Source organism: Nostoc sp. EspVER01 (assembly GCF_034530635.1).
Classification (GTDB): Bacteria; Cyanobacteriota; Cyanobacteriia; order Cyanobacteriales; family Nostocaceae; genus Nostoc.
This window is the reverse complement of record NZ_JAVRCS010000002.1, coordinates 65350-89029: the sequence shown is the minus strand read 5'-3', so window position 1 is coordinate 89029 and position 23680 is coordinate 65350. Positions and strand designations below refer to the sequence as shown.

17 protein-coding genes are annotated in these 23680 nt (G+C 41.8%); 8 read left to right on the top strand and 9 right to left on the bottom strand.

Going from position 1 to position 23680, the window contains the following annotated elements:
• Positions 1–23 precede the first annotated feature (23 nt).
• Positions 24–2660: an EAL domain-containing protein gene (locus tag RMX69_RS02370; RefSeq protein WP_322636405.1), complete on the bottom strand. Its 2637-nt coding sequence runs from the start codon at positions 2658–2660 to the stop codon at positions 24–26.
• A gap of 825 nt (positions 2661–3485) precedes the next feature.
• Here RMX69_RS02370 and RMX69_RS02365 point away from each other — a divergent pair.
• On the top strand, positions 3486–4883 hold the full coding sequence (locus RMX69_RS02365; RefSeq protein ID WP_322636403.1) for a GTP-binding protein: 1398 nt from the start codon (positions 3486–3488) through the stop codon (positions 4881–4883).
• Positions 4884–5067: 184 nt separating this feature from the next.
• Positions 5068–5325, top strand: coding sequence for a Calvin cycle protein CP12 (locus RMX69_RS02360; RefSeq protein ID WP_289795137.1), 258 nt, complete (start codon positions 5068–5070; stop codon positions 5323–5325).
• 138 nt (positions 5326–5463) lie between these two features.
• Here RMX69_RS02360 and RMX69_RS02355 read toward each other — a convergent pair whose 3' ends face one another.
• The 4 genes from RMX69_RS02355 to apcB form a co-directional block, all read right to left on the bottom strand.
• Complete coding sequence (locus RMX69_RS02355; protein WP_322636402.1) at positions 5464–6282, bottom strand: TlyA family RNA methyltransferase; 819 nt, start codon at positions 6280–6282, stop codon at positions 5464–5466.
• Positions 6283–6717 carry a DUF29 family protein gene (locus RMX69_RS02350; RefSeq protein WP_289795135.1) on the bottom strand — a complete coding sequence of 145 codons (435 nt, stop codon included), beginning with the start codon at positions 6715–6717 and terminating at the stop codon, positions 6283–6285. It lies immediately after the preceding gene.
• A gap of 164 nt (positions 6718–6881) precedes the next feature.
• Complete coding sequence (locus RMX69_RS02345) at positions 6882–7352, bottom strand: hypothetical protein (RefSeq protein ID WP_289795134.1); 471 nt, start codon at positions 7350–7352, stop codon at positions 6882–6884.
• A gap of 476 nt (positions 7353–7828) precedes the next feature.
• Positions 7829–8338: an allophycocyanin subunit beta gene (gene apcB / locus RMX69_RS02340; RefSeq protein ID WP_289795133.1), complete on the bottom strand. Its 510-nt coding sequence runs from the start codon at positions 8336–8338 to the stop codon at positions 7829–7831.
• Positions 8339–8695: 357 nt separating this feature from the next.
• On the opposite strand from apcB, the gene glnA reads away from it, so the two are divergent.
• Positions 8696–10117, top strand: a complete 1422-nt coding sequence (gene glnA, locus RMX69_RS02335; protein ID WP_289795132.1) for a type I glutamate--ammonia ligase — start codon at positions 8696–8698, stop codon at positions 10115–10117.
• Between the two features lie 123 nt (positions 10118–10240).
• Here the strand turns inward: glnA and RMX69_RS02330 are convergent, their stop codons facing one another.
• A complete protein-coding gene (locus RMX69_RS02330; protein ID WP_012411649.1) occupies positions 10241–10441 on the bottom strand; it encodes a hypothetical protein in 201 nt (66 codons plus the stop codon).
• Between the two features lie 376 nt (positions 10442–10817).
• On the opposite strand from RMX69_RS02330, the gene RMX69_RS02325 reads away from it, so the two are divergent.
• A complete protein-coding gene (locus tag RMX69_RS02325; protein WP_289795131.1) occupies positions 10818–11717 on the top strand; it encodes a ferritin-like domain-containing protein in 900 nt (299 codons plus the stop codon).
• Between the two features lie 1006 nt (positions 11718–12723).
• Here RMX69_RS02325 and patX read toward each other — a convergent pair.
• Both patX and RMX69_RS02315 read right to left on the bottom strand, forming a co-directional pair.
• Positions 12724–12951 carry a heterocyst-inhibiting protein PatX gene (gene patX / locus RMX69_RS02320; RefSeq protein ID WP_322636400.1) on the bottom strand — a complete coding sequence of 76 codons (228 nt, stop codon included), beginning with the start codon at positions 12949–12951 and terminating at the stop codon, positions 12724–12726.
• 107 nt (positions 12952–13058) lie between these two features.
• Entirely contained in the window at positions 13059–14804 is a 1746-nt protein-coding gene (locus tag RMX69_RS02315; protein WP_322636399.1) for an FAD-dependent oxidoreductase, read from the bottom strand.
• Between the two features lie 167 nt (positions 14805–14971).
• Between RMX69_RS02315 and RMX69_RS02310 the strand changes: the two genes are divergently transcribed.
• A complete protein-coding gene (locus RMX69_RS02310) occupies positions 14972–16018 on the top strand; it encodes a zinc-dependent dehydrogenase (RefSeq protein WP_322636544.1) in 1047 nt (348 codons plus the stop codon).
• A gap of 41 nt (positions 16019–16059) precedes the next feature.
• Here RMX69_RS02310 and RMX69_RS02305 read toward each other — a convergent pair whose 3' ends face one another.
• On the bottom strand, positions 16060–16194 hold the full coding sequence (locus RMX69_RS02305; RefSeq protein WP_322636398.1) for a hypothetical protein: 135 nt from the start codon (positions 16192–16194) through the stop codon (positions 16060–16062).
• A 36-nt stretch (positions 16195–16230) separates the two neighbouring features.
• On the opposite strand from RMX69_RS02305, the gene RMX69_RS02300 reads away from it, so the two are divergent.
• The 3 genes from RMX69_RS02300 (at position 16231) to hetR (ending at position 23468) form a co-directional block, all read left to right on the top strand.
• Complete coding sequence (locus RMX69_RS02300; protein ID WP_322636396.1) at positions 16231–17490, top strand: inorganic phosphate transporter; 1260 nt, start codon at positions 16231–16233, stop codon at positions 17488–17490.
• 778 nt (positions 17491–18268) lie between these two features.
• On the top strand, positions 18269–20674 hold the full coding sequence (locus RMX69_RS02295; protein ID WP_322636395.1) for an EamA family transporter: 2406 nt from the start codon (positions 18269–18271) through the stop codon (positions 20672–20674).
• A gap of 1894 nt (positions 20675–22568) precedes the next feature.
• Positions 22569–23468, top strand: coding sequence for a heterocyst differentiation master regulator HetR (gene hetR / locus RMX69_RS02290; RefSeq protein WP_289795126.1), 900 nt, complete (start codon positions 22569–22571; stop codon positions 23466–23468).
• Positions 23469–23680: the final 212 nt, after the last annotated feature.

The following is a 23680-nucleotide window of genomic DNA, read 5'->3' as shown; positions in this document are numbered from 1 at the left end:
AATTTTATTGTATCCTCACTGGTCTAGATCGTTAGTCGTTTGCTTTCGAGAACTTCTGTTGCTTTCTGTTCAGAAAGTGGGCGGTAGAATAAAAAACCCTGCACCTCCTCGCAGTTGATAGATTTCAAGAATTCCAATTCCTCTTCCTTTTCTACCCCTTCGGCTGTTAACTTTAATCCCAAGCTGTGTCCCAAGGTAACTATGGCCTGGATAATATGAGCTACTTTGGCATCCTGCGTCAAATATTGAATGAAAGATTTATCTATTTTCAGATTGTGGAGTGGCAAAAGCTGTAGGCGCGAGAGCGAGGAATGACCTGTACCAAAGTCATCGATGGAGATGTAAATACCCATCTGCTGTAGCTCCTCTAACACCCTTCTGGTAAAACCCAAGTCTTCAATCGCTGTGGTTTCCATAATTTCTAATTCTAAAAAGCGCGGCTCCAGACCAGTTTGTTCTAAAACCTTAGCTATAGTCTCTACTAATTTTGGTTGGCGGAACTGCTTCAGAGAAAGATTGACAGCGATTTTAATCGGTGGCAATCCAGCATCTTGCCATGCTTTATTTTGGCTACAGGCCGTCTGTAGAGTCCATTCGCCGATGGGGACAATTAATCCACTTTCTTCGACCAGAGGAATGAATACACTAGGGGCAACCAATCCCATCTCTGGGTGCTGCCAACGCAACAGAGCCTCCATACTAGTAATTTCTCCTGTGGCAATGTTCACACGAGGCTGATAATAAAGCTTAAATTCATTCCGTTCTAGGGCATAGCGCAAGCTCTTTTCTAAAGTCAGGAGTTCAGGATTTTTAGCACTCAGGGAAACACTGTAAAATTGATAGTTATTCCGCCCTTTGTCCTTGGCGTAATACAAAGCAGCATCTGCGTGCTGGATTAGTGTTTCGGTGTCAGGGCTGTTGCTATCAAGTAAGGCAATACCGAGGCTAGCAGTTACATAAAGTTCATGCTCTTGGAGATGAAAAGCATCCTCTAAGGCTTGTAAAATTCTCTGCGCCACCAGAGTTACCTCTTCAATATCATTGACTCGTGGGAGTAAAATAGTAAATTCATCGCCTCCCCAACGGGCTACAGTGTCTCCGCCTCTGAGTGAGTCTTTTAATCTTTGAGAGACGCTTTGTAACAATTGGTCTCCCAGAGTATGCCCCAGAGTATCATTAATCACCTTGAAGCGATCCAAATCGAGGAAAATCACAGCTAAACTTTCGCCATTTCGAGTGGCGTTAGGCAGAGTTTTACTGAGCAGCTCATTAAATAACAGACGATTGGGCAACCCTGTCAGCAAGTCATGGAGGGCTTGATAGCGAATCTTTTCTTCTACTTGCTGACGCTGCCGCGCACCAATAATACTGGCGGCCATGGTCAAAAGAGTAGATTCTTCATGCTTTGACCAATGACGCTCAAAGGTGCAGTCTGCCAAGCCAAGATACCCCCAGAAATCATTATCCAAGCGAAGAGGTACCAAGAGAAGGGATTTAATGCCATCTCTAATCAGGAATTTTTGTTCGGCGACAGGAAATTTTTGAGTGATACCGCTAATCGACTGGCCGCTAGAGAGAATTGTGTACCAACGGGCTAATTCAGGAGCTTGATAAGGCTGATTCTGCCAATGGTGATGGGTAGATTCAATAAAAGATTGTGTCCATTCAAACCTTAGGCTGACTGCCATTTCCTCTGTAATCGGGTGAAGATGGTTCTGAAAGAGATAGGCACGATCTGCCTTGGCAGCTTCACCCAGTACAGCTAGAGCTAGATCGATACCAGTTTCGTAATTCATTTCTCCTAGCAAATAATTGGCAGCTTCTGCAACTGCTTGTAGCAAGCGATCGCGCTGGCGCAATTCAGCTGTAGCTTGCTTTTGCTCTGTAATATCTCTAATAATAAAAGTTCTAATTAAATCGCTTTCAGGAAGATAGAGTACGGATTGTTCAAAAACTTCTGTACCTACTTCCACCTCCCGCACAAAAGAATTTTTTTCTAAATTGTTAGCTCCAATCAAAAGTCCCGTTAAAATTGGGTGTTCTGTCCCAACTTCCCTAAGATTGGGAAACTTGATAGCTGCGGCTGGATTGAGATACGTAATTCTTCCCTCAAAATCCATCTCAATAATTGGATTGGGAATAAGTTCAGGAAAGGATGCTAGGCGAGCTAGAGCAGACTCACTAGCTGCTTCAAAACTGGGATCAATGGCTAGGGTTTGAAAAGGATTGGCAGGACTGGCTTGCTCTGAAAAAAAACCAGATAAGTCTTCAACATCAAAAGATTCAGAAAATGCTTGTTCGGAAATGTTGGAAATAGCATAATATTTAGCCTGAGCTTTATTACTGCCAAAAGCAATGACATCTCCATGCCTAAGATTATGAGAAAAGCATTTAGTGCCATTTACAAATAAGCCATTAGTACTTCCTTTTCCCTTATAGTTACCATCAATAATCTGGAAGCCGTATTGGTCAGTTTCTGGAACAGTTACTCGCAATAAAATTGCATGTTGCATTGATACTGATCGGGAAGCCAAGACAATAGTGTTTGCAGGATGCCGCCCCAGAGAATAAGTAGTCTCTCGCAAGGGGACAGTTCGCCGCCCTTCCAGGTCTTGGATGACCAACAGATGGCGTATTTTTTCCCGCTCATTTCCTCGCATGGCTGTTCCTCAATTTCTTATATAATTAGTATTTATGTCTTAATCTGAAAAAGACTGCTCCTATAAGTCCAGAATTTCAGGCTGCACTTATAAGAAAACTTGCTCAATCAAAGTTCTCACCATCTGCGTAGGCTAGCATTTACCGCAGGCATCGCAAAATTGGTATGAGGGTGTAGACGAGCCTTTACCTTCATGATTGACCGCACTCAGCGCTAACGGAACTCAGCACTCTTCTTTTTATAGAATGAGTTGGCTAATTGTTCAATCAGTTTTTGTAGTAGAAATTATAGTTGTTTTCTCTACTCATACATAAGTTATAAACTTTGTTCCTGCGTCTATATCATCTAACCTTGTCTTTCTTAGGATACCCAGATTAACAACTCAAAATTAAAATTTCAAAATTGTACCCTTACAGGGAAGCAACCTACGTGTAACGTCATGTTGGGGCAGCCTCTTGTAGAGAAGAGAGTTACATAAGAGGATTTCAAACCAGACTAAAACTGAACAAAGCCGGAGCCAATCCGCCTCCGATCTAAGTGTAGATTTTGGCGTTAGTCTCTCTTTGAAGCTATACATTAGTCACATATTTCTTAAGATTTATAAAACACCTAATCTCTGACCTCATAAAGTTAGAGACTTTTTATGTCCTATATATAGAGTATTAGTCCAAGAACTTAGGGATATAAGATAGAGAGGTGTGTTTAACTTTTCCTTCCCCTGATCATGGGGTTGAAAAAGTGAGCATTAGTTAAGCATGGTTAATGAGTACAAATTCATACCTATTATTCACAATCGAATGCTGAAAGTAAGTTTTTTGAGCATTGGATGAGCATTTTAGAGAGAGTGAAGGCTAAAAGTGTTGATATTATGTCGGTTTATCGTAATGTGCAAGAAACTCACTTAAATCGTGCCCGCGCCAGTCTCAGACAAGCGCTTTCTTGGTATGGATATCTTCGTAAGTCAGGACAGTTGTCATCTAACCCAGAATTGGTAGGTTTGATGAAACCAGAATTGGAAGCTTTGAATGCCACACTCAACAAGCTAGATTCTAACGTCATTAGAATTGCCGTCTTTGGTTTGGTGAGTCGGGGAAAGTCAGCAGTTTTAAATGCCTTGCTGGGAGACAAGATTTTGCAAACTGGGCCCCTGAATGGTGTCACCCAATGGCCCCGTTCCGTGCGCTGGCAGCCCAGTGATAAGGTGCTAGTAGAGTTAATTGATACCCCTGGATTAGATGAAATTGAGGGGGAGTCACGGGCGGATATGGCACGAGAGGTGGTACATCAGGCGGATTTGATTTTGTTTGTCGTGTCTGGTGATATCACGCGCACTGAGTATCAAGCGCTGCTGCAATTAAGGCGATCGCAAAAACCCCTGATTTTAGTGTTTAACAAAATAGACCTTTACCCAGATACAGACCAAGGAGCAATTTACCAAAATTTACAACAACTGGGTGCAGGGCATCCTGAAGCAAAGCCTCTACTACCTGATGAAATTGTGATGGTGGCAGCGGAACCAGCAGCAATGGAAGTCCGGGTGGAATGGCCTGATGGGCGTGTCAGTTATGAATGGGAAACACCACCACCGCAAGTAGACGAACTCAAAGAGATAATTCTGAATATTCTCAATCGGGAAGGGCGATCGCTTCTGGCTTTAAATGCACTCATCCAAGCACGGGATGCAGAAGCCGCGATCGCTCAAAAAACCATCGATTTACGCGAAAAGGAAGCCGAAGAAATTATTTGGCAATTTACCAAATACAAAGCTTTGGCAGTAATGCTCAATCCCATCGCCTTTTTAGATATCCTTGGCGGAACTGTTGCTGATTTAGCTTTAATTCGCGCTCTCGCTAGATTATATGGTTTGCCGATGACTAGCTATGAAGCCGGGAAAATTTTAAAAACGATTTTATTTAGTTCTGGTGGTTTACTACTGGGAGAACTAGGTAGTAGTTTGCTTTTGGGTTTAGGTAAGAGTACTGCCGCAATAACTAGTGGTGATAATCCCAGCAATATTACTGCTTTTGCTGGCAGTGCGATCGCTCAAGCTGGTATCGCAGGTTATGGCGCATATTCCGTTGGTAAAGCTGCCCAAGTCTATCTCGAAAAAGGCTGCACTTGGGGACAATTGGGCGCTAGCAGTGTCATTCAAGAAATTTTATCTCAAGTTGACCAGAATACAATTCTGTATCGTCTGCGACAAGAGTTAGGCATAAAATATTGAGAATAAATAAGATTTATTAAGCATTTGTTACCGTTTATAAGTGTTTATCAACTTCTATCAAACTCCTCTGACAATTGACTGACATTCTGAATTTGGGATGCAAGATTGAGGGAACAGGTTATAGGAAATAAAACGATTCCCTATTTCCTAATATCTATCTGCGTAAATTAAAGGTGAAATGATCATGACAACTACCCTAAAATTTGAAACTGCTAAGGCAGCAAATCTTGAAGAAGCCATTACTGAAGCCATTACTGAAGCTCGGACAACTTGCGATTTAGATGGCAGTAATTCTGCTGGTTGTGCTGTAGCCTGGGACATTGTAGAAGAATTGCAAGCCGAGAAATCTCATCAACAGCAAGCAAAATCAAAGAAAACCTCTTTGGAAAATTATTGCGATCGCCATCCAGCTTCCGTAGAATGTTTGATCTACGACGTTTAACAAGAAAGAATTCAGGAGTCAGGAGTCAGAATGGGCTAAACCTTAGCTATCCGCTAACAGTATGAATTAGAGTCCAAGTGCAAATGAATATGTGGGTTTAAGCACCCTACTAATTGATTCTGAATTCTGCATTCTTGTTTAACTTTTCCGTAAATCAGTTGTTGCTAATTGCGTTATTAGCTTAATTGCCTCTAAATCAAGTGATGGTATTTCACTTTCCATTCCCAACCACAGCAGATATTCGATATTCCCAGCCGGGCCAGTGATCGGCGACCAAGTTAAGCCTTTGTATTTCCACCCTAATTCGTGGGCTGTTTGCAACACCTGGAAAATGGCATCAGCTTGGTCGTTTGGATCGCGCACAACACCTTTTTTACCCACACGGGATCTGCCGACTTCAAATTGTGGCTTGACTAACAATACAGCTTCTCGGTTAGCTTGAGTTAGTTGCCACAAAGCAGGTAGAATTTTCGTTAAAGAAATAAACGAGACATCAACCACCGCCAAATCAGGAATCGGGTCATTTTCACCATATAACTCATCCGGTCGTAGTTGCCGTAAATTGGTGCGTTCCCGCAAAATCACCCGCGGATCGTTTCGCAACCGCCAGTCAACTTGTCCGTAACCGACATCAATACCGTAAACTTGTTTTGCTCCAGCTTGCAAGAGACAATCAGTAAAACCACCAGTAGAAATCCCACCATCTAAACAAATGCGCTCTACTACAGGAATGGCAAATACTGATAAAGCTTTAGAGAGTTTTTCACCGCCTCTAGAAACAAAAGGCGATCGCTCTTTAATATTTATTTGAGCTGCAATATCAACTTCAGTACCAGGTTTATCAACTAACTGCTGATTAACAGTAACTTCCCCCGCCTGAATTAACCGCTGTGCTAAGGCGCGAGAAGAACATAAATTTAGCTCTACTAATAGTGTATCGAGTCGCTGTTTAGCCAATTAACTAGACTCTCCTGGTAAGATTAAAGCCAAAGCACGATTGATAATTTGTTCTCGGTTAACCAGCTTTTCTAATTCTTGGGCTTCATAACGACCTTCTTCTACTTCTAAGGAAGCCTCATCAATGGCATTTAAATAGGCTTCTGCTAAGGTTTCTAGTAATTCTTCTGGCGCAAGATAATAGCCTCCAGCTTTGCGCCGCTTGTTTTCCCGCTGAATTTCCCGAACCGAATTCCGAATTGATACTTCCCAAGAGCGAGTAGTGCGATTTTCAGCTTGTTGTTTAATCAAATGCAACAGCAAAATCACTGCATAGCTACGAATCGTCTTTATTATGTCATTTCGGCTCATTTCCTCTAATTCTTCAACTATAATTAATGCTCCTTGAACATCGCCCTTAACAAGCAAGTCTTTCAGAGTTAATAATTCTTCCATAATCAGCGCCTCAAACATCGGCAACTTCTATTGTGGCTTATAGCGGTTCTAGTCTAGATAAGATAGGCTAATGCATTTCATCTAGGAGCGATCGCTAATTCAAAATATCACCTATTCATCCTCATTATAATTAAACATTAAAACAAATTTTTGTTTAGGTAAAACTAACATAGGTAGATATAGTAGATATATAGGATGACATCCCATTTCTTGCTTTTTTCACCTTTTTGATAGCAAATAATTAATGTTGGGACATCAGGATATTTTTCTTTAGCTTCTAATGACCATCTACCTGATCCGAAGCCAAACATCCACTCAAAAGGATCTTTTCTCGTCATGTCTAATCCCTGATTATTATTTCTTTCACCTCTACGAACATTTAAACGACCCTTTGTCATACCCTTTGATTTTATATCTGTTAATCCTTTGATAATACGTTTATCTTCCCATTTTTCCGATAGGACATAATGACTTTTTGTATAATTGAGTATTTTAATGATAAATTCTATATCAACTTCATAATATTGATTATTGCCTTGGTAATTTATTAAAAGGTTATTAATTTCTTGGAAATTATTCTCGATTTCATCTTTTTTATAGGCTGGGCTTTGAGGAAAAACTAATGAACCTGGCACTAATACATCAATTACTGAAGGATCTAAAACATTAGAACGAGTTGGTTTAAGATTTCCTCCTATCCAAACAGGTTGTAGTTTGATATTTTAAATAGAATAGCTGATTCTTGATTTGAGCTTTTTATAGTATAAAAAGATGAATAAATATAAGATAAATAACTGATAGAGATATAAGATGTTCCTTTGAGGAGTCGAAGAAAAGCCGCACCGTGCAGAAATTCTAGATCATTAATACTCATAGAACTATTGGCAAAAATTATTTATATGAGTAATAAACATCAGAAGAGCAGGTATAAAATTTTTCCAGTACTTATTCTCGTTGTAGTACTAATTAATTTGTCACACAAGAAATAGTTTTTTGCATTAATAAAAGTAAACGCACCTTGCCAATCAAGTCAAAGTGCGATACATGATTAAGTCCACTTACACGAACTTTGTTTGTATAGTTCTGCGATTCCTAGTCCCAGAACTAGATGCTAAATATCTATCTCGCTCAACTCGCGTGTGATGTGATCAAATGGTTCATCTACAAAAGCAGTATTAACCACACCTGCTGCTGCTACTTGCTCCTTAATTAGATCCTTGAGAATCTGGATACCACGAACAGTAGGCCCAATAGGCACTCCTAGAGAATTGTAAGTTTCCCGCAGCCCTTGCAGCACTCGTTCATCCAACACATTTGTGTTCCCAGCAACCAACGCATAGGTGGCGTAACGCAAGTAGTAGTCTAAATCCCGCAAACAAGCCGCATAACGACGAGTCGTATAAGAATTTCCACCAGGACGAATCAATTCTGGTAGTTCTTCATATAACTTTAAACCAGCTTGCTTGACAAGTGCAGCCGCATTAGAATTGATTGCCGCCGCTGCTTGTACTCTTGCTGTACCACTATCAAAGTAAGACTTTAGGCTATCGATCGCATTCCGGTCAAAATACCGACCAGCTAAGTCATAATTCTTAATTAAACTTGTTACCGCATCGCGCATTCCTTCTTCTCCCAATCATTGCTATTTATGGTTTGATATTTATTTGGCTGCACTTATGCACCAGTAAATTTTTGTGCTATTAAAAATAGATTCGGCACAAAAACAATCTATCCACTACATAAGGATTTTATGTCAAAGTTGACCCCTATATGATGAACTTTCCAGTTTTGTACAGATGAACGCTGAAAGGTTAATATAACCTGATAATCCAGATATCTGTAGTACAAGCTACAAAATCAGCTAATGTCTAGTATTTAAGATATTTCTGGTGTGTCACGGCCTGATTGAGATCAGCAGGGTTAGGATGCAATGTAAGATTCTGGTTGACTTTAGGAAATTGGTAGAGAAGGAGTAACAATGACAACACCACAAGAACTCTTGAAGAAAATTCAAGATGAAAAAATTCAGCTGATTGATCTCAAATTCATCGATACAGTAGGCACTTGGCAGCACCTCACACTGTACCAAAACCAAATCGATGAAACTGCGTTCACTGATGGCGTACCTTTTGACGGTTCCAGCATTCGGGGTTGGAAAGCGATCAACGAATCGGACATGACGATGGTACTCGACCCCAACACTGCTTGGATCGACCCATTTATGGAAGTCCCAACACTAAGTATAATTTGTAGTATTAAAGACCCCCGCACGGGTGAACCTTACAACCGTTGCCCACGCGTTATTGCCCAAAAAGCAATAGATTACCTGGTTTCCAGTGGTCTTGGTGATACAGCCTTCTTTGGCCCTGAAGCTGAGTTCTTTATCTTTGATAGTGCTAGGTTTGCTCAAACTGCTAACGAAGGTTATTACTTCTTAGACTCCGAAGAAGGTGCTTGGAATTCCGGTAAAGCTGGTACAGATGCAAAACCCAACTTGGGTTACAAACCACGCTTCAAAGAAGGTTACTTCCCAGTCTCACCAACGGATTCTTTCCAAGATATCCGTACAGAAATGCTGTTGACAATGGCAGAATTAGGTGTGCCCATTGAAAAGCATCACCACGAAGTAGCCACTGGTGGTCAGTGCGAACTAGGTTTCCGCTTTGGGAAGTTGATCGAAGCGGCTGACTGGTTGATGATTTACAAATATGTCATCAAGAACGTTGCCAAGAAATACGGCAAAACCGTCACCTTCATGCCAAAACCAATTTTTGGCGACAACGGTTCGGGAATGCACTGTCACCAGTCCATCTGGAAAGACGGCCAACCTCTGTTTGCAGGTGATAAGTATGCTGGTTTGAGCGATATGGCGTTGTACTACATTGGTGGTCTTCTCAAACACGCACCAGCGCTGTTGGCAATTACCAACCCTAGTACCAACTCATACAAGCGCTTAGTACCTGGTTATGAAGCTCCTGTTAACTTGGCTTACTCCGAAGGAAACCGTTCTGCTTCTATCCGTATTCCTCTATCTGGTAAGAACCCCAAAGCCAAGCGTTTAGAATTCCGTTGTCCAGATGCTACATCTAACCCCTACTTAGCATTTGCTGCAATGCTTTGTGCTGGTATCGATGGCATCAAGAACAAAATCCATCCTGGTGAACCCTTAGATAAGAATATCTATGAACTTTCTCCAGAGGAGCTTGCAAAGGTTCCCTCAACTCCAAGTTCTTTAGAACTAGCATTGCAAGCACTAGAAAACGATCACGGTTTCTTGACAGAATCAGGCGTATTCACGGAAGACTTTATCGAAAATTGGATTGACTACAAGCTTAACGAAGCCAAGCAGTTACAGCTACGTCCTCATCCCTACGAGTTTTACCTCTACTACGATGCTTAATGAAGAGTCGTATCTTAACTAAAAAGTAATAAGTTTTGCCACCCTAAAGTAAAGGGTGGCTTTTTTTTCAGATTTATCAGTTCAGACATTCACTCAAAAAATCCAGCTTAGAATTCCTGAAGCTTAGCTCATGGAAGCGTGGCTGGGACCATAAATCATCCGACTGCTAGCATCTACTTTCCCTTGAATCGGGTTCCAGTAGTGAGATACTTCTTCAGGAAGACCAAGTTCTTGTGCCGCACGCATCAGCATTGATTGTTGGCGATTCTTGACTTGTTGATGTTCGCGTACCATTAATGCACGAGATTTATCTGCAATAGACATAACCATAGTCCTCTCTATTTCGTGAATATATAATTTTCCTTTCCTTACAAGACTAATATAACAAAAATTCTGTAACATAAGCTACTTTTTACAAAAATTTATATTTTGTTTTGCCTACAGTTTTCCGGCTTTGGGGGAAAATCTCTCCAAACCACTTTTGATAACTAAAATCATCTAACTTCAGATTGGTCTGACCTTAAAAACACACTTTACCCAAGACTGAACATTTATTCGTTACTTTTATTTACACTTGAATTGAACTTAAGTGATTAATTCTTGTAACTTTTACTCTTTCTTTCGGTGAAGCGGCACAAATACAGCACTCGCAAAAACTAAGTTACTATCAAATAAAGATTTACAAAAATTTACATAATTTATGACAGTTACCTACCCGCGTAAATTTCAGAATGTTTTGAGTGCCAGAGATGTATTAAAACGGGTGGTATGCGATCGCGAAATCCATCTGATTACTCTCAACCGCTACCGTTACAGTGAACAACGCAGTTGCAAAGACCTGACTGATTTAATTGAGCAACTAAATGGACAGCCACGGGAACTAGTGCGGGATTTGTCTCACCACATCTCAGATGAAGCTCGTCATGCAATGTGGTTAACTGACTTGTTGGCAGAACTGGGAGCAGATATTGGTAAGCCACCCGGTTCCTCCTATATCAATGAATTTGAACGCCTGCTCGATCACGAACAACAAAATCCAGTCCAAAACCTCGAAGATTTTGTGATTTCTTCCCTTGCCGCAATTAACGTCACCGAAAAACGGGGATGTGAATATTTTTCTGCCCACATTTATGCACTCAAGCAAGCAGCGCAAACGGCAGAAAACATCAAAATTCGGGAAACGATTGAAAAAATTCTCCCAGAAGAAGCAGGACATGTCCGTTGGGGTAATCGTTGGCTAGGAGAGATTGCGCGTAAGAGTCCAGAACATCAGCAAAAAGTAGAGCAAGCCAAGCGAAAATATACCGCAATCGAACAAGCCGCATTTGAATCAGGAATGGACATCACCTTGGGTGCAGAACTACGGCGAGTTGCCAACTTGGTGGAAGTGGCAAATACCATGCCGCTTTGGCAACGTCCCCAATACCTCATGGAACGCTTACCCCAGACTTTGCTAGCACCTGAATTGCAATTTACTAGGATTCAGGCTGCACAAAAGGCTTGGCAGCGAGATCCACAGACATTTATTGAGAAGTTTGTGCCAATGTTCCTCAACGGCATCCAGGGAAGAGACAATAACCGCAAGAAAACAACGGTGTAAAAGGGCATTGGATACAAGAGGCAGAGGTGCAGCACTTCGGCTCCCTTCTCTACGAGAGGCTGCGCCCGAAGCGTAGCTATGCCGCAGGCTTTACGACTACGCTCAGGGCAAGTTGCTCAGTGACCGAGGGGCAGAGGGAAAAAACTTACTGAAACTTCTACTTAGTCACCGAGCGTAGCCGTACCCTTCCGGGGAAGCAAGCTACGCGCAGCGTCTTGTAGAGAAGTGCTGCTCCCTACTACCTTTTCTTTAAATAAAATTCATCTAAAAAGGCCAAATGCAAAACTTTGCATCTGGCCTTGGGTGTAAAATAATTAAAAAGACTAAGATGATCTGGCAGATCCTTCTTAACACCTATTTTGTTGGGAGCCATCTACGAAGAGAACGAACCAAGGGTCAAAAGTAGTTCAAAAATAGTAGATTTTTAGCAAGTGCAATAAACCTATACTACTTATGTGAATCCATACGCTAGATAAGCAAGAAATGAAACGAAAGGGATTTTATGCTTCGGCAAAGGACGCTAAACAGATGTCAGAGCGAAGATCAGTTACTTGCTTATGTAGATAATCAGCTACTGAATGTATGAGAAGAAAATTTATTGGGGAATAAAGTGAAGTTGCCTTAAGACTATTTTCTCAACAAACAAAATGTCTGAATTAGATGTACTTTAGATTAACTGATAGCCTAAGTAATATCTATTTCTAGAGCCATTAAGGATTGAAATACAAAGCTTTCTAGCGAATATGAGCAACAGTTGTAGAGCTTTTGAGGAGTTGGTAATGCTATCGACCAAAGCCCTTAATTTGATTTGCTTTTTGATCGGCAGGATTGAGACCAACTATTATATATACAAAGTTTGCAGTTGAAATACTAAGCGATCGCTGAAGATTTTCGTGTGTCAACTGTATATATCTCTGCCAGAAAAGCTGTGTAAGAGACGTTAGCACAACATCCTGTTTTCTGGTAATTCTGTTCCTTTGGGAAAAGAGGTATTACCCTACAGTAGTTAAACCACAGCATAGATATTTCGGACTTTTTGTGTCACTTCTCTGCGCCCACTACCGCGATGACGTGGCGCATCATCTGAAGCTTGTTCAGATGCCGCCAAGAGCCGCTGTTCCAAAGTAGGCGTGGAAGGCAGCCCTGTTGATAAGTGATTGACCATTGCTTGGCAGTTAAAAGCTAAGGGGCCGAACACCAGACTCGATACTAAAAGTGAAATGGCAGCACGCATAGCAAATGTCTATTTGGGAACTCTCCACTTCACTGATACTTAGCTTTTTGATTAATATCCGGACAATTCATCAAAAAGTATTCTGTTTTACTGAAAATAAACTCTTCTTATCCTCCGTTTAGATGTTCGACTAATAACCAATTGCCAGAGTGATTGTAACGACCCCACAATGTAACTAATTGTTCGTGGGGATAAGCGCGTAATTGCTCGTCGATATGCGATCGCAAAGTCACAAGCTGCCAGCTTTGCCCTTGATATGTGGCTGGCGCTGTGACAGTGAATCTGTATTCCTGCTGTTCCAAGCGATAAAAAATCCCTGTAAAACAGTTACTTTCCTGAATTAATGCTTTGTCAAAAGCAGAGTCAGGGCAATCGCCATTAACTGGATAAGCTTGTGGGTTATCTAAGTAATACAGTTGCCAGTGCCGCCAATCCGAACGATTGGAGGGAAGATTAAACAAAGGAATAATTAGCGCTTTTGAGCGATTATCTTCTAATAAAGCCGTTTGCAGCTTTCTAATAGGTAAATCCCTTGGCTGGCAGTTTAATTCAACACATATCGCCGCCGCCATCCCTGCTGCTTGACCAATACCCATAACCACAGGTTGTAATCTGGTAGCGCCATTGGCAATGTGGGAGACAGAAATATTCTTTTCACATACCAAAAAACCATCTGTGGTGGCCGGAATAAGACAACTGTAGGGAATTGTAAAGGGCGTCCCAGTCCAGCGTCCCCCCCAACGGATAGATTTTGGTTGCAGTGGGAATTGAACGCCAGGATAATGATGGTCATTGGCGTAGTTACCAACTGCGATTGCATCATTAAATATAGATGCAACTCTCCCTCCAGCGATCGGCAAAATATCCTGTTCTCGTATAGTAGTTAGCCCCACTAAGCGGCGGCTTTCTCGGTAATAGGGATGTAATGCAAAAGCTGTAGAGGTGTGAGGAAATACTTTTTCTGCTAAACCATAGCGACGACCAAGCTGATTTTGGATAAAATGGGCAAAATTTTGGCTGTGCCAGCGAGATTCTTGGATGAATTCACCTCTGGATACATCTGACTCTATCAATCGCCCTACCCCTTCGCCGTAGTCATTGCCACAGATTGGCCAATTCATCATAAACAGGCCACCAGGCAAACGTCCATAATTTAAAAATGCCTCTGCTCCATAGCCATCCCAAGCACCTGTAAACTGCGATGGATTATAGTTAGGCGCAGCCGGAATCTCTGGGGCAACGGCTTCACCAAAGTCCTGCATAATCACTACGTAAGTGGGCGCTTGCACAGGATATTTCTGGGTTAAAGAGTTAAAAGTCTCTGGGGCGCTAGGTTCTCCCCACTCAGATCGCAATTCCCAGCCCCAACTGTAAGGTATGTCAGCTAAAGCCAATAAATCTCCTAATTCTGTGCCATCGAGAATAATTTTGGCTGTGACAGCAAAATCAGCAAAGCGCACACCAGTAATCGAATCACCTTGGCGGAAGACATCTATTGGCACTTGTCCAGAAATCCAGTGCAGATTGGGCAATTCCTGCACCCAATCTGCAAAAATCTCTGCCCCAATCTGGGGATCGTAACTAAAAAAACTTACCCAACTGTTATCTAATCCTCCGGGCTGTCTTTGTCGCAATTCCTGCAAAAACGCACCCCATAACCCCGTTTGAAAGGCTTCTAATTCGTTGCCATCTGGTACAGACACTCCAGCCGAAGTGAGCATTCCCCCCAACCAAGGAAATTCACTCACCAAAATGGTTTTGGCTCCCCGTCGCGCCGCTTGGATAGCAGCCGCAGTCCCTCCAGTTCCCCCACCGACAACTAAAACATCAGCTGTGTATGTCTGATTAACCATCACTTAACCTCACTGGAGTTTTGACATATTCTCCCCAGATAGCTTGGCATCAGACAAGATAATTTATTTTACGAATTAGAACAAGCTAGACAGAGAAATCACAAATCGATAGCTTAACGTTGACTGCTAATGTTACATCTAGTATCGTTGAGCGGGGAAAAACCAACGTGAAAGCACAGGTATTTAGAGGCGTCAATCAACTCTCTTACGAAGATATCCCAGTTCCAACCGTGGAACCAGATGAAGTACTGGTACAGGTGCGGGTTGTGGGATTGTGTCAGTCAGATATTAAAAAAATTCGTTATCCACTTTATGAACCGCCGCGCATTTTTGGACATGAAACCGCCGGCACGATCGCAGCATTAGGCAATAATGTCAAAGGTTGGCAAGTTGGACAACGGGTAGCAGTGATGCACCACATCCCTTGTATGCGTTGCGCTTACTGCCTAAATGATAATTTCTCCATGTGCGATGTCTACAAAAACATCTCCACAACCGCAGGCTTTAACGCCAGTGGTGGCGGTTTTGCCGATTATGTCAAAGTTCCCGGACATATTGTCGAAAATGGTGGGTTGATTCCCATCCCGGATAATATCAGTTTTGAAGAAGCCAGTTTTGTAGAACCGACTAACTGCTGCTTGAAGGCTGTGAAAAAAGCCCAAATTGCTCCAGGACAAACTGTATTAGTTACTGGTGCTGGGCCAATTGGGTTAATGTTCATTATGTTGGTGAAGTATTTTGGAGCAAAAGCGATCGCTACTGATTTACTACCCTCTAGAATTGATAAAGCCTTGAGTGTCGGTGCAGAAGCGGCTTTTGATGCGCGCGATCCTGATTTAGTCGCCAAAATCTCTGCCCTCACTGGTGGACTAGGTGTTGATGTTACTTTGCTGGCTGTTCCTAGTGATAAAGCCTTTTTTCAAGCACTTGATAGTACCCGCAAAGGCGGTAAAATCTTATTTTTTGCCGAATTTCCTGATGAGTTGGAAATTCCTATCAACCCCAATATTCTCTACCGTCGGGAAATCGACTTGATAGGCAGTTATAGCTCATCTTATCGGCTTCAGAATTTATCAGCTGATATTGTATTTAATCAACGGATTGATGTACAAGCGTTGATTAGCGATCGCTATCCATTGAAAAATTTATCAGCAGCTGTGGAGCAAGCGATCGCACCCACACCAGATACTTATAAAATCTTAATTTATCCGTAAAAGGAAGATGAGGGAGATGGGGGAGTGTTAAAACTAGAAGTTTAAAGTTCTGTCTGAGATTCAACGGTGAAGCTAAAAGGTTCAACGACGGAGCTAAAAGGTTCAACGATGGAGCTAAAAGGTTTAACGATGAAGCTCAAAGCTTCAAAGTTCACCCTTAAAAGCTCAAGTTTCATCCTCATCTCTCTCACTTTCCCCTTGTCCCCAACAAAATGCTTATTACCCTACTTTTCGTAGCTCTACTAGCTTTCTACGTCGCCTGGAATCTCGGAGCAAACGATGTCGCTAATGCGATGGGAACCTCTGTAGGTTCCAAAGCTGTCACTCTCAAGCAAGCGATAATTATTGCTGGAGTATTAGAGTTTACGGGGGCTGTGTTGTTTGGACATGAGGTAACGGAAACTCTAGCAACGAAAATTGCTAATCCCGCCTTATTCGCAGCTACACCCCAAATATTAGTTACTGGGATGGTAACGGTACTAATATCGTGTGGTGTGTGGTTGCAAATTGCCACATCACGCGGTTTACCTGTATCTTCTTCTCATGCGGTTGTTGGTGCCATCGCAGGATTTAGTTGGGTAGCTTTGGGAGTAGGTGCAATTGATTGGGCATCAATTGGCTTAATTAGCATTGGCTGGGTTTTAACGCCGTTAATTAGTGGTGCGATCGCTGCCTTATTTTACAGTCAAATCAAGCACTGGATTTTGGATCAACCTAATCAAGTAGTCCAGTTACAAGAGTGGATTCCCTGGTTGAGTACTGCGCTGCTAGGTGTATTCGGCGTGATTGTATTACCATCGCTCACAGAACCGCTAACCAATTTTGTAATTGAGCAAGTTGGTTTTACAATCCCTTCTCATGACATCCCCCTATTAACAGGTGCAGTAGCAGCAGTTGGACTCACAATCATGAGTTGGCGACAATTGGGAGATAAGAGAGACAAGGGAGAAGTACTCCCTAATCCTGTAGAAAGATTATTCGCCCGATTCCAACTCCTAAGTGCTTGCTTTGTCGCCTTTGCTCACGGTTCTAATGATGTGGGAAATGCAATAGCTCCTTTAGCTGCGATCGTTTACATCAATCGCACTGGTAGCGTACCTACTAATGGTATAACTATCCCCCTTTGGATTTTAATCCTTGGTGGTGCTGGTATTGTTGGTGGTTTAGCTGTTTGGGGAAAAAAAGTCATTGCTACCATTGGCGAAAACATCATTGCCTTGCAACCCAGTAGTGGATTTTGTGCCGAACTTGCTACTGCTACCACCATCCTCATCGCTTCCCGGCTAGGTTTACCAGTCTCCACTTCCCACGCTCTCGTCGGCGGTGTAGTTGGTATTGGACTAGTGCAAAATATTAAGTCGATTAAGTTTCAAACACTAAAAGGCATTGCCGCCGCATGGCTAATTACAATCCCAGTCAGTGCTGCCCTTAGCGCTGCCATCTTCAGCATCGCCCAGATTTTATTCTTCTAAGAATTATTAATATTTTCCAAACTTTTCCTCTATTGGAATTTACTCAAAGCAAAACCCAGACTGCAACAACGCCAAAAAAAGCGTACTTTTGCAGAATTGCTGCTCATTCATTAGAATGTTGTGCAGGGGATAGCGTAACTTAGAATTTCCATAGAAGGATACTTTAATCTCCATTTAGAGATATAAACTGTCACACCAGTTACATTCCACACAAATTTACAGTTAGTTTCGCAAGTCAGACAATTTGGTGGGGATATCTAGCGACGAGTCGCCTACGCACACGCATCTGTGAATCTTTGACAATTATTATTGGCAGCAAAACAATAAATATTTATTTGGAGTGAGATTTCTTTAAAAGTAAAATTTCATTGGCAAATAATTTATGAAAATTAAACTGACCAAAAATAAAAAAGTCTCTATTTAATGGACTTCCAAGCATGGCGATCGATCCACAATCCCTTCGGGTTAGGCAATCTCCCAGACGCTCTGGTGTCCCTAACGATGGGAATCGTCAAGATGGGTGCTACCTCACCAAAATTCCAAATCTAATGGTTAAATACTTATCAATGCTGAAGAGGACACGCTGTAGTAAGCTGTGTGGCAAACTTAGATGCTTTGCTAACTTGTGTCTAGTATGACAGAATTACGTTGAAATGCGGAAGTGCTGTTAAAATTTTTAATTTATCTGATATCTGACAAAATACAGGAAATTAGGATGACCGCCAATAAAGTGTACGGGAAGCAGCTTTATCGTCAAAGTGTTAGAGGTTAGAAGCTAATGGGGCGATTCGAGAAGCAACCAGAAAACCCAAGAGTCAGAGGGGAGCTATCTAGAGCAGCAGAAAATGCTCTTTGGGCTGTAGTTGAAGACTTAGAAAATCTTCAGCAGAATGTCCTCAGAGGCTTGCAGGAAGACGTAAAGCGGCTTCAGTCAGAAAAAAATCGGTTATCTGATGAGATTCAAAGCTTGGTAGAGGAAAAAGAGCATTTACAACAAGTGCGCCAAATCACCGAGCAGCAAGTATTAATTCGGCAACTGGCAGAAGTTCTGGCCAAGCATATATCTTCACAACTGCAATCCTCTCTGGCAACTTTAGCTAATCAAAGTATGGAGGGCAAATCTTACGAACAAGCGGCGTTGAAGTCTGCTGAAGTGAGCAGCAATGTAGTCGGTGAAATTAATGAAAAAGTCGAACATATGTTTGACAGTCTCGATGACACCGTTACTGTTACCTTTAATTCCTTACAACAGGAACTGAAGAACTATCAAAGTAATCTTTCCCAACAGCTGTCACGGATGTATAGCCAGCAGCAGCAAGGGGAAACGATTTTGGCGGAGTTTGTTAACCGCCTGCATGGAGAACTAGAAAAAACTATAGAAGAAACTTCACGCAAATCAGCAACAGCAGGTATACCTACTGTTTTGCAGTTTACGGAGCCACAAAAAAATAGCTCTGTTGAAACATCCCTGCCAGAGTTTGAGGAAATAGTAAGAAATTCCCTTGAGCCAATTTCCCCGATCTCCAATCAATTTTCACCAAGGGAAACGACATTAGAGCCGCCGATTGTTAAAGAAAATGTCGCGAATCCGATTTCTTCTCCCAGCAAGGATTTGTCGCCAAAAGAAACAATATTACAGCCACCGATTGTTAAAGAAAACACTGCGAATCCGATTTATTCTCCCAGCAAGGATTTGTCGCCAAAAGAAACAATATTACAGCCACCGATTGTTAAAGAAAACACCGCGAATCCAATTTCTTCTCCCATAAAGGATTTATCGCCAAAAGAAACAACATCAGTAGAGCCGCCGATTATTAAAGAAAACGTCGCGAATCCAAGCCAGGATTTGTCGTCAAGGGAAACGCCATCAGAACCTACTACGGCTGTTGTTCCGCCACCAAAGGACAATGCCACCGAACCAATTTCTGTCCTAAATCAGGAATCGCCAGAAAACGAAACGAAATCAGAGCCTACGATCCCATCTGTACTACAGCCGAGAACAATCCGACCTTTTCTAAAGATTCCTACTGAACCACTTTCTGTCCGCCGCAAGAACGTATCGCAAAGCAAAGCTGAACCCTCATCCACTACTGCGCCAGAACCGCAGGTGGAAGCAAAACCTCCACAATCGCGATCGCCTAATTCCTCTGGCTTATCGACACTTAGAATCGGTTTGTTTTTGATCGTCTTATCAGCAGTGGTATCGTCGCTTTACAACGTAGCCATCAAGGTGATTTTCCACGAAGGTTCCCAGATTTTTGGAGTATTAGAGGTAGAGCAATTGCTACCGCCGACTTTGGGCAATACTCTGTTAATTTTGACGCTACGGTTTATGGTAGTCGTACCATTAATGGTACTTTTGTCTCCGATATTGCATCCAAGACTATGGCAAGACTTGGAAACCTTGTCTGCTTCAGTCCGAGGAAATTCCACACCTGCCAATGCAGCTACCAAGCAGATTTTGGTGTTGTCAATTGTGAGTGGGTGCTTTTTGTTTTTATCGCAGGTACTAATCTACATTGCGATCGCTCAAGTCCCAACCGGAATGGCGATCGCACTGTTCTTTATCTATCCAATGGTTAGCGGTCTATTTTCGTGGTTTCTGTTTCGCGATCGCCCCACTCTATTCCGCATCGTAGCGATCGCCGCAATTTGCTGCGGTGAATTATTGGTTTTAGGGGGTTCTCCCAGCATCGGTATCGGTAATACTTCAATGGGAAGCAGCACCGCCATTCTTTCGGGTGTGGCTTTTGCTGCCTATATAATTCTGACGCGAGTCTGTGCTAGCAAACTGCATCCCGTGACTTTTACTTTAATTAACTTCACTACGATGCTGTTGTTGAGCTTTATCTGTTTGATGCTACCTTTGCCAAGCAGTTGGAACTTGGTAGTAGTTGACCCCTCTAAAATGCTGGAATTGGTTTTAAGCGCATTTATTTTGGGTGTGCTGACCCTTGCAGGTTATTTGCTCAATAATGTTGGTATTAGTAAACTAGGTGCCTCGCGATCGGCGCTCATTGGTGGTAGCATCCCAGTTTTAACCGTGATTTTCGCTGGGTTAATCATTCAAGAAAATTTGGATATTGTGCAAATTCTGGGAGTGTTATTTGTAACCTTTGGCGCGGCTGCTTTCAGCTTTGAAACAATGCGAAATCAGGTTAAACCCTCTAGTCCCACGAATTAAATGGCGAGTTCAATCAGCTTAAGGGTGATGGGAGCTACTTTACCCCCCATCACTCTCAGCATCAATCCTGACGCTAATGCACTCACTTGTAACTTCAAGATCCCCGACTTCTTTGAGAAGTCGGGGATTTAAATTTTTACGAATGATTTCAGAATGCTGTATGGGTGCAGAGAACACTTATAGATCGGCAAGCAGTATTTATATTTTTAGGGATTTAGCCTGATACAGGTAGGGAAAACACGTATATGTAAGCAATATGAGTAGTACTGACTCCAGCAATTGAGCACGAGTACTTGCTCAGAGAGAAGATTCGCAAGGAGTTAAGACTATTGCAGCACATTTTGGAACTAAGAGATGGAGAAGTCGCAGAAATGTTTAGAGTACCCCGTTTTTTCAAGCCAAACGCACTTTGTTGATATTAGGCGGTCGGCCTACCTGTTTTTCAGCGTGGGAGGCAAAGTAAGTGGGCAAGAATAGACTAGCTTATGTTAAGCAATGTAAATTTAATCAAATTGCCTTGTAGTCAGGGCTAAAGTCCTTATCTTTCGGTTTTATTTGTCGCTAATGGGGAAGTCTCCCAGACCGCACTCAGTCACTATAAATCTTTAATTATTCACACCCACTTACTAATTGTGTTTCGTAAAATGGTATCTTTATTTCTGTCGTTTTATACTAGTCAACTTAATCTGTGTAGGCGTAGCCCACCGTAGGTATCGCTCAGACACCTAGAAAAAGAAGCTGATATCGTAGCTTGCTACGGATTATCATCCTTTTATAGCAACAAACTATCTACGTAATTAAAGTCTCTCAAATATATAAAATAGCAAGGTAAAAACATACTTGAAAGTAGCCAATAAATTAGTTAAATCATAAAAGTTTAAAATTCTTTCATGAAAGAAATATAAATTTATGCCAAAAAAACCTCTAAATAATTATCGAATTTAACCCAAGATGTTTTATTATATGTATGGCTATTAACTAGTCTTTCGGTTATTAGCACGAGCGACAAAGCCTTATAGATACGCGATTTAGTCTAAAGCAATCGCGGCTTTTTGTGTCTAATAGTCAATATAAAAGAATAAATAAAACTTGATTTAAAAGTAGATATAGAAATATCATCAAACCTTGATTTAAGCAAGATATAAAATATTTAAATAGCCATCATTTATAAACTTGAAAATGCACAATTTTATTTCAAAACCAAAAAAAAGTGATATGATGAGGAACAATATTTGAAAAGCAACAGGTATTTTGAAATTGGAATTATTTGCTCTACTTGATGTCTACTATTTTCCCTCAATGCCAAGACATCACCGGAGGTTGTGAACGAGATGAGAGTTCACAACGAGCTGTATAGCTCAATCTCTAAATGTGGCTACACCTGGCAAGCGATTTGTTTTGAGACTATTCCCAATTATTTCTAGTCACTTGTGTACTAAAAATAATTCGCCAAGGCTGCAAAAAAGCATCTTTTTCTAGTAACAAATATCCCAAATTAACCGCGCAAACTAGTTTTTACTCTGAGTCGGCATAGTGCCATAATTAGATGTAAGCAGCTTGACGTTGTTACTCTTGAAAGATGAAAAAACCAGAAACCTGAAAGGCTTTGGAGATTAATTGCAGCATATTTGACTGTTGGGAAATAAACCGCCGTTAAGCTAGATTTGGTGGCGTCTCTAATTTTCCGGTTAGATGCAGAGACAGTTATAGTTACAACTAGCGACTCTGCTTTTCTACCAGGAAATATGCGAAAATGGTAGTTTGCGCTACCACCGATATCATCGTTATCGCATACTAATATAGTTTGAAGTAAAGACAGCCTTCAGCCAGGTGTATACTACCTATTTTCATTCGATTAAAAATTGTGTAAACGTGCTATTCAATTGTCTGTAATATGAGTAACGACATAGATCTGATCAAACGTCTTGACCCCAGTGCGATGGATCAGATCATGCTTTATCTGGCTTTTAGTGCCATGCGGACGAGTGGGCACAGGCATGGGGCATTTTTAGACGCAGCCGCAACAGCAGCAAAGTGTGCAATTTACATGACCTATCTAGAGCAGGGACAAAACCTGCGAATGACAGGGCACTTGCATCACTTGGAGCCGAAACGAGTAAAAATTATTGTAGAAGAAGTCAGACAGGCACTAACAGAAGGCAAACTGTTAAAAATGCTTGGTTCTCAGGAACCTCGCTATTTAATTCAATTGCCTTATGTCTGGCTAGAAAAATATCCTTGGCAACCGGGGCGATCGCGCGTTCCTGGTACTAGTCTGACAAGTGAAGAAAAAAGACAAATTGAGCAGAAACTGCCCAGTAATTTACCTGATGCTCAGTTAGTTAGCTCCTTTGAGTTTCTGGATTTGATCGAGTTTTTACACAAGCGATCGCAAGAAGACTTGCCACCCGAACACCAAATGCCTTTGAGTGAAGCTTTGGGTGAGCATATTAAGCGCCGTCTGCTTTACTCAGGAACGGTAACACGCATTGATTCTCCTTGGGGAATGCCCTTCTATGCGCTTACCCGTCTTTCTTATACCCCAACAGACGATGAAGAACGTACACACATCACCGTGGAAGATACCGCTCGGTATTTCCGCATGATGAAAAATTGGGCAGAACGGCGACGAAACGCCATGCGCTTGCTGGAAGAACTTGATATTCTCCCAGAAAAAATGGATCAGGCTATGGAAGAATTAGATGAAGTTATCCGTGCCTGGGCAGACAAATATCACCAAGATGGTGGTATTGCAGTGGTTTTACAGACGGCTTTTGGTGAAAGAGAAGACTAGTACAACTAACTGTGCAAACTGTGCAAAATTCTAAATTACCAAAGCTGAAAAACTGACGTGAGTTCAACTAACCTCTCTCCAACTCCTCTTTGCGTTGGAGAGGAGAATTATAATGTTTTTCATTTATTTGAATGCTTATACCAGTTTTAAAAAAGAATGCGACAAATAGACCATTTGTAGAGACGCGATGAATCGCGTCTTCACCCAAGGAT

What these genes read in the sequence shown, in the direction of transcription:
- glnA (WP_289795132.1), top strand. Translation starts at nt 8,696, where the DNA reads ATGACAACACCACAAGAACTCTTGAAGAAAATTCAAGATGAAAAAATT.
- patX (WP_322636400.1), bottom strand. Translation starts at nt 12,951, where the DNA reads ATGCGTGCTGCCATTTCACTTTTAGTATCGAGTCTGGTGTTCGGCCCC.
- RMX69_RS02300 (WP_322636396.1), top strand. Translation starts at nt 16,231, where the DNA reads ATGCTTATTACCCTACTTTTCGTAGCTCTACTAGCTTTCTACGTCGCC.
- RMX69_RS02305 (WP_322636398.1), bottom strand. Translation starts at nt 16,194, where the DNA reads ATGAAACTTGAGCTTTTAAGGGTGAACTTTGAAGCTTTGAGCTTCATC.
- RMX69_RS02325 (WP_289795131.1), top strand. Translation starts at nt 10,818, where the DNA reads ATGACAGTTACCTACCCGCGTAAATTTCAGAATGTTTTGAGTGCCAGA.
- RMX69_RS02330 (WP_012411649.1), bottom strand. Translation starts at nt 10,441, where the DNA reads ATGTCTATTGCAGATAAATCTCGTGCATTAATGGTACGCGAACATCAA.
- apcB (WP_289795133.1), bottom strand. Translation starts at nt 8,338, where the DNA reads ATGCGCGATGCGGTAACAAGTTTAATTAAGAATTATGACTTAGCTGGT.
- RMX69_RS02360 (WP_289795137.1), top strand. Translation starts at nt 5,068, where the DNA reads ATGACAACTACCCTAAAATTTGAAACTGCTAAGGCAGCAAATCTTGAA.
- RMX69_RS02370 (WP_322636405.1), bottom strand. Translation starts at nt 2,660, where the DNA reads ATGCGAGGAAATGAGCGGGAAAAAATACGCCATCTGTTGGTCATCCAA.
- hetR (WP_289795126.1), top strand. Translation starts at nt 22,569, where the DNA reads ATGAGTAACGACATAGATCTGATCAAACGTCTTGACCCCAGTGCGATG.
- RMX69_RS02350 (WP_289795135.1), bottom strand. Translation starts at nt 6,717, where the DNA reads ATGGAAGAATTATTAACTCTGAAAGACTTGCTTGTTAAGGGCGATGTT.
- RMX69_RS02315 (WP_322636399.1), bottom strand. Translation starts at nt 14,804, where the DNA reads ATGGTTAATCAGACATACACAGCTGATGTTTTAGTTGTCGGTGGGGGA.
- RMX69_RS02295 (WP_322636395.1), top strand. Translation starts at nt 18,269, where the DNA reads ATGGGGCGATTCGAGAAGCAACCAGAAAACCCAAGAGTCAGAGGGGAG.
- RMX69_RS02365 (WP_322636403.1), top strand. Translation starts at nt 3,486, where the DNA reads ATGAGCATTTTAGAGAGAGTGAAGGCTAAAAGTGTTGATATTATGTCG.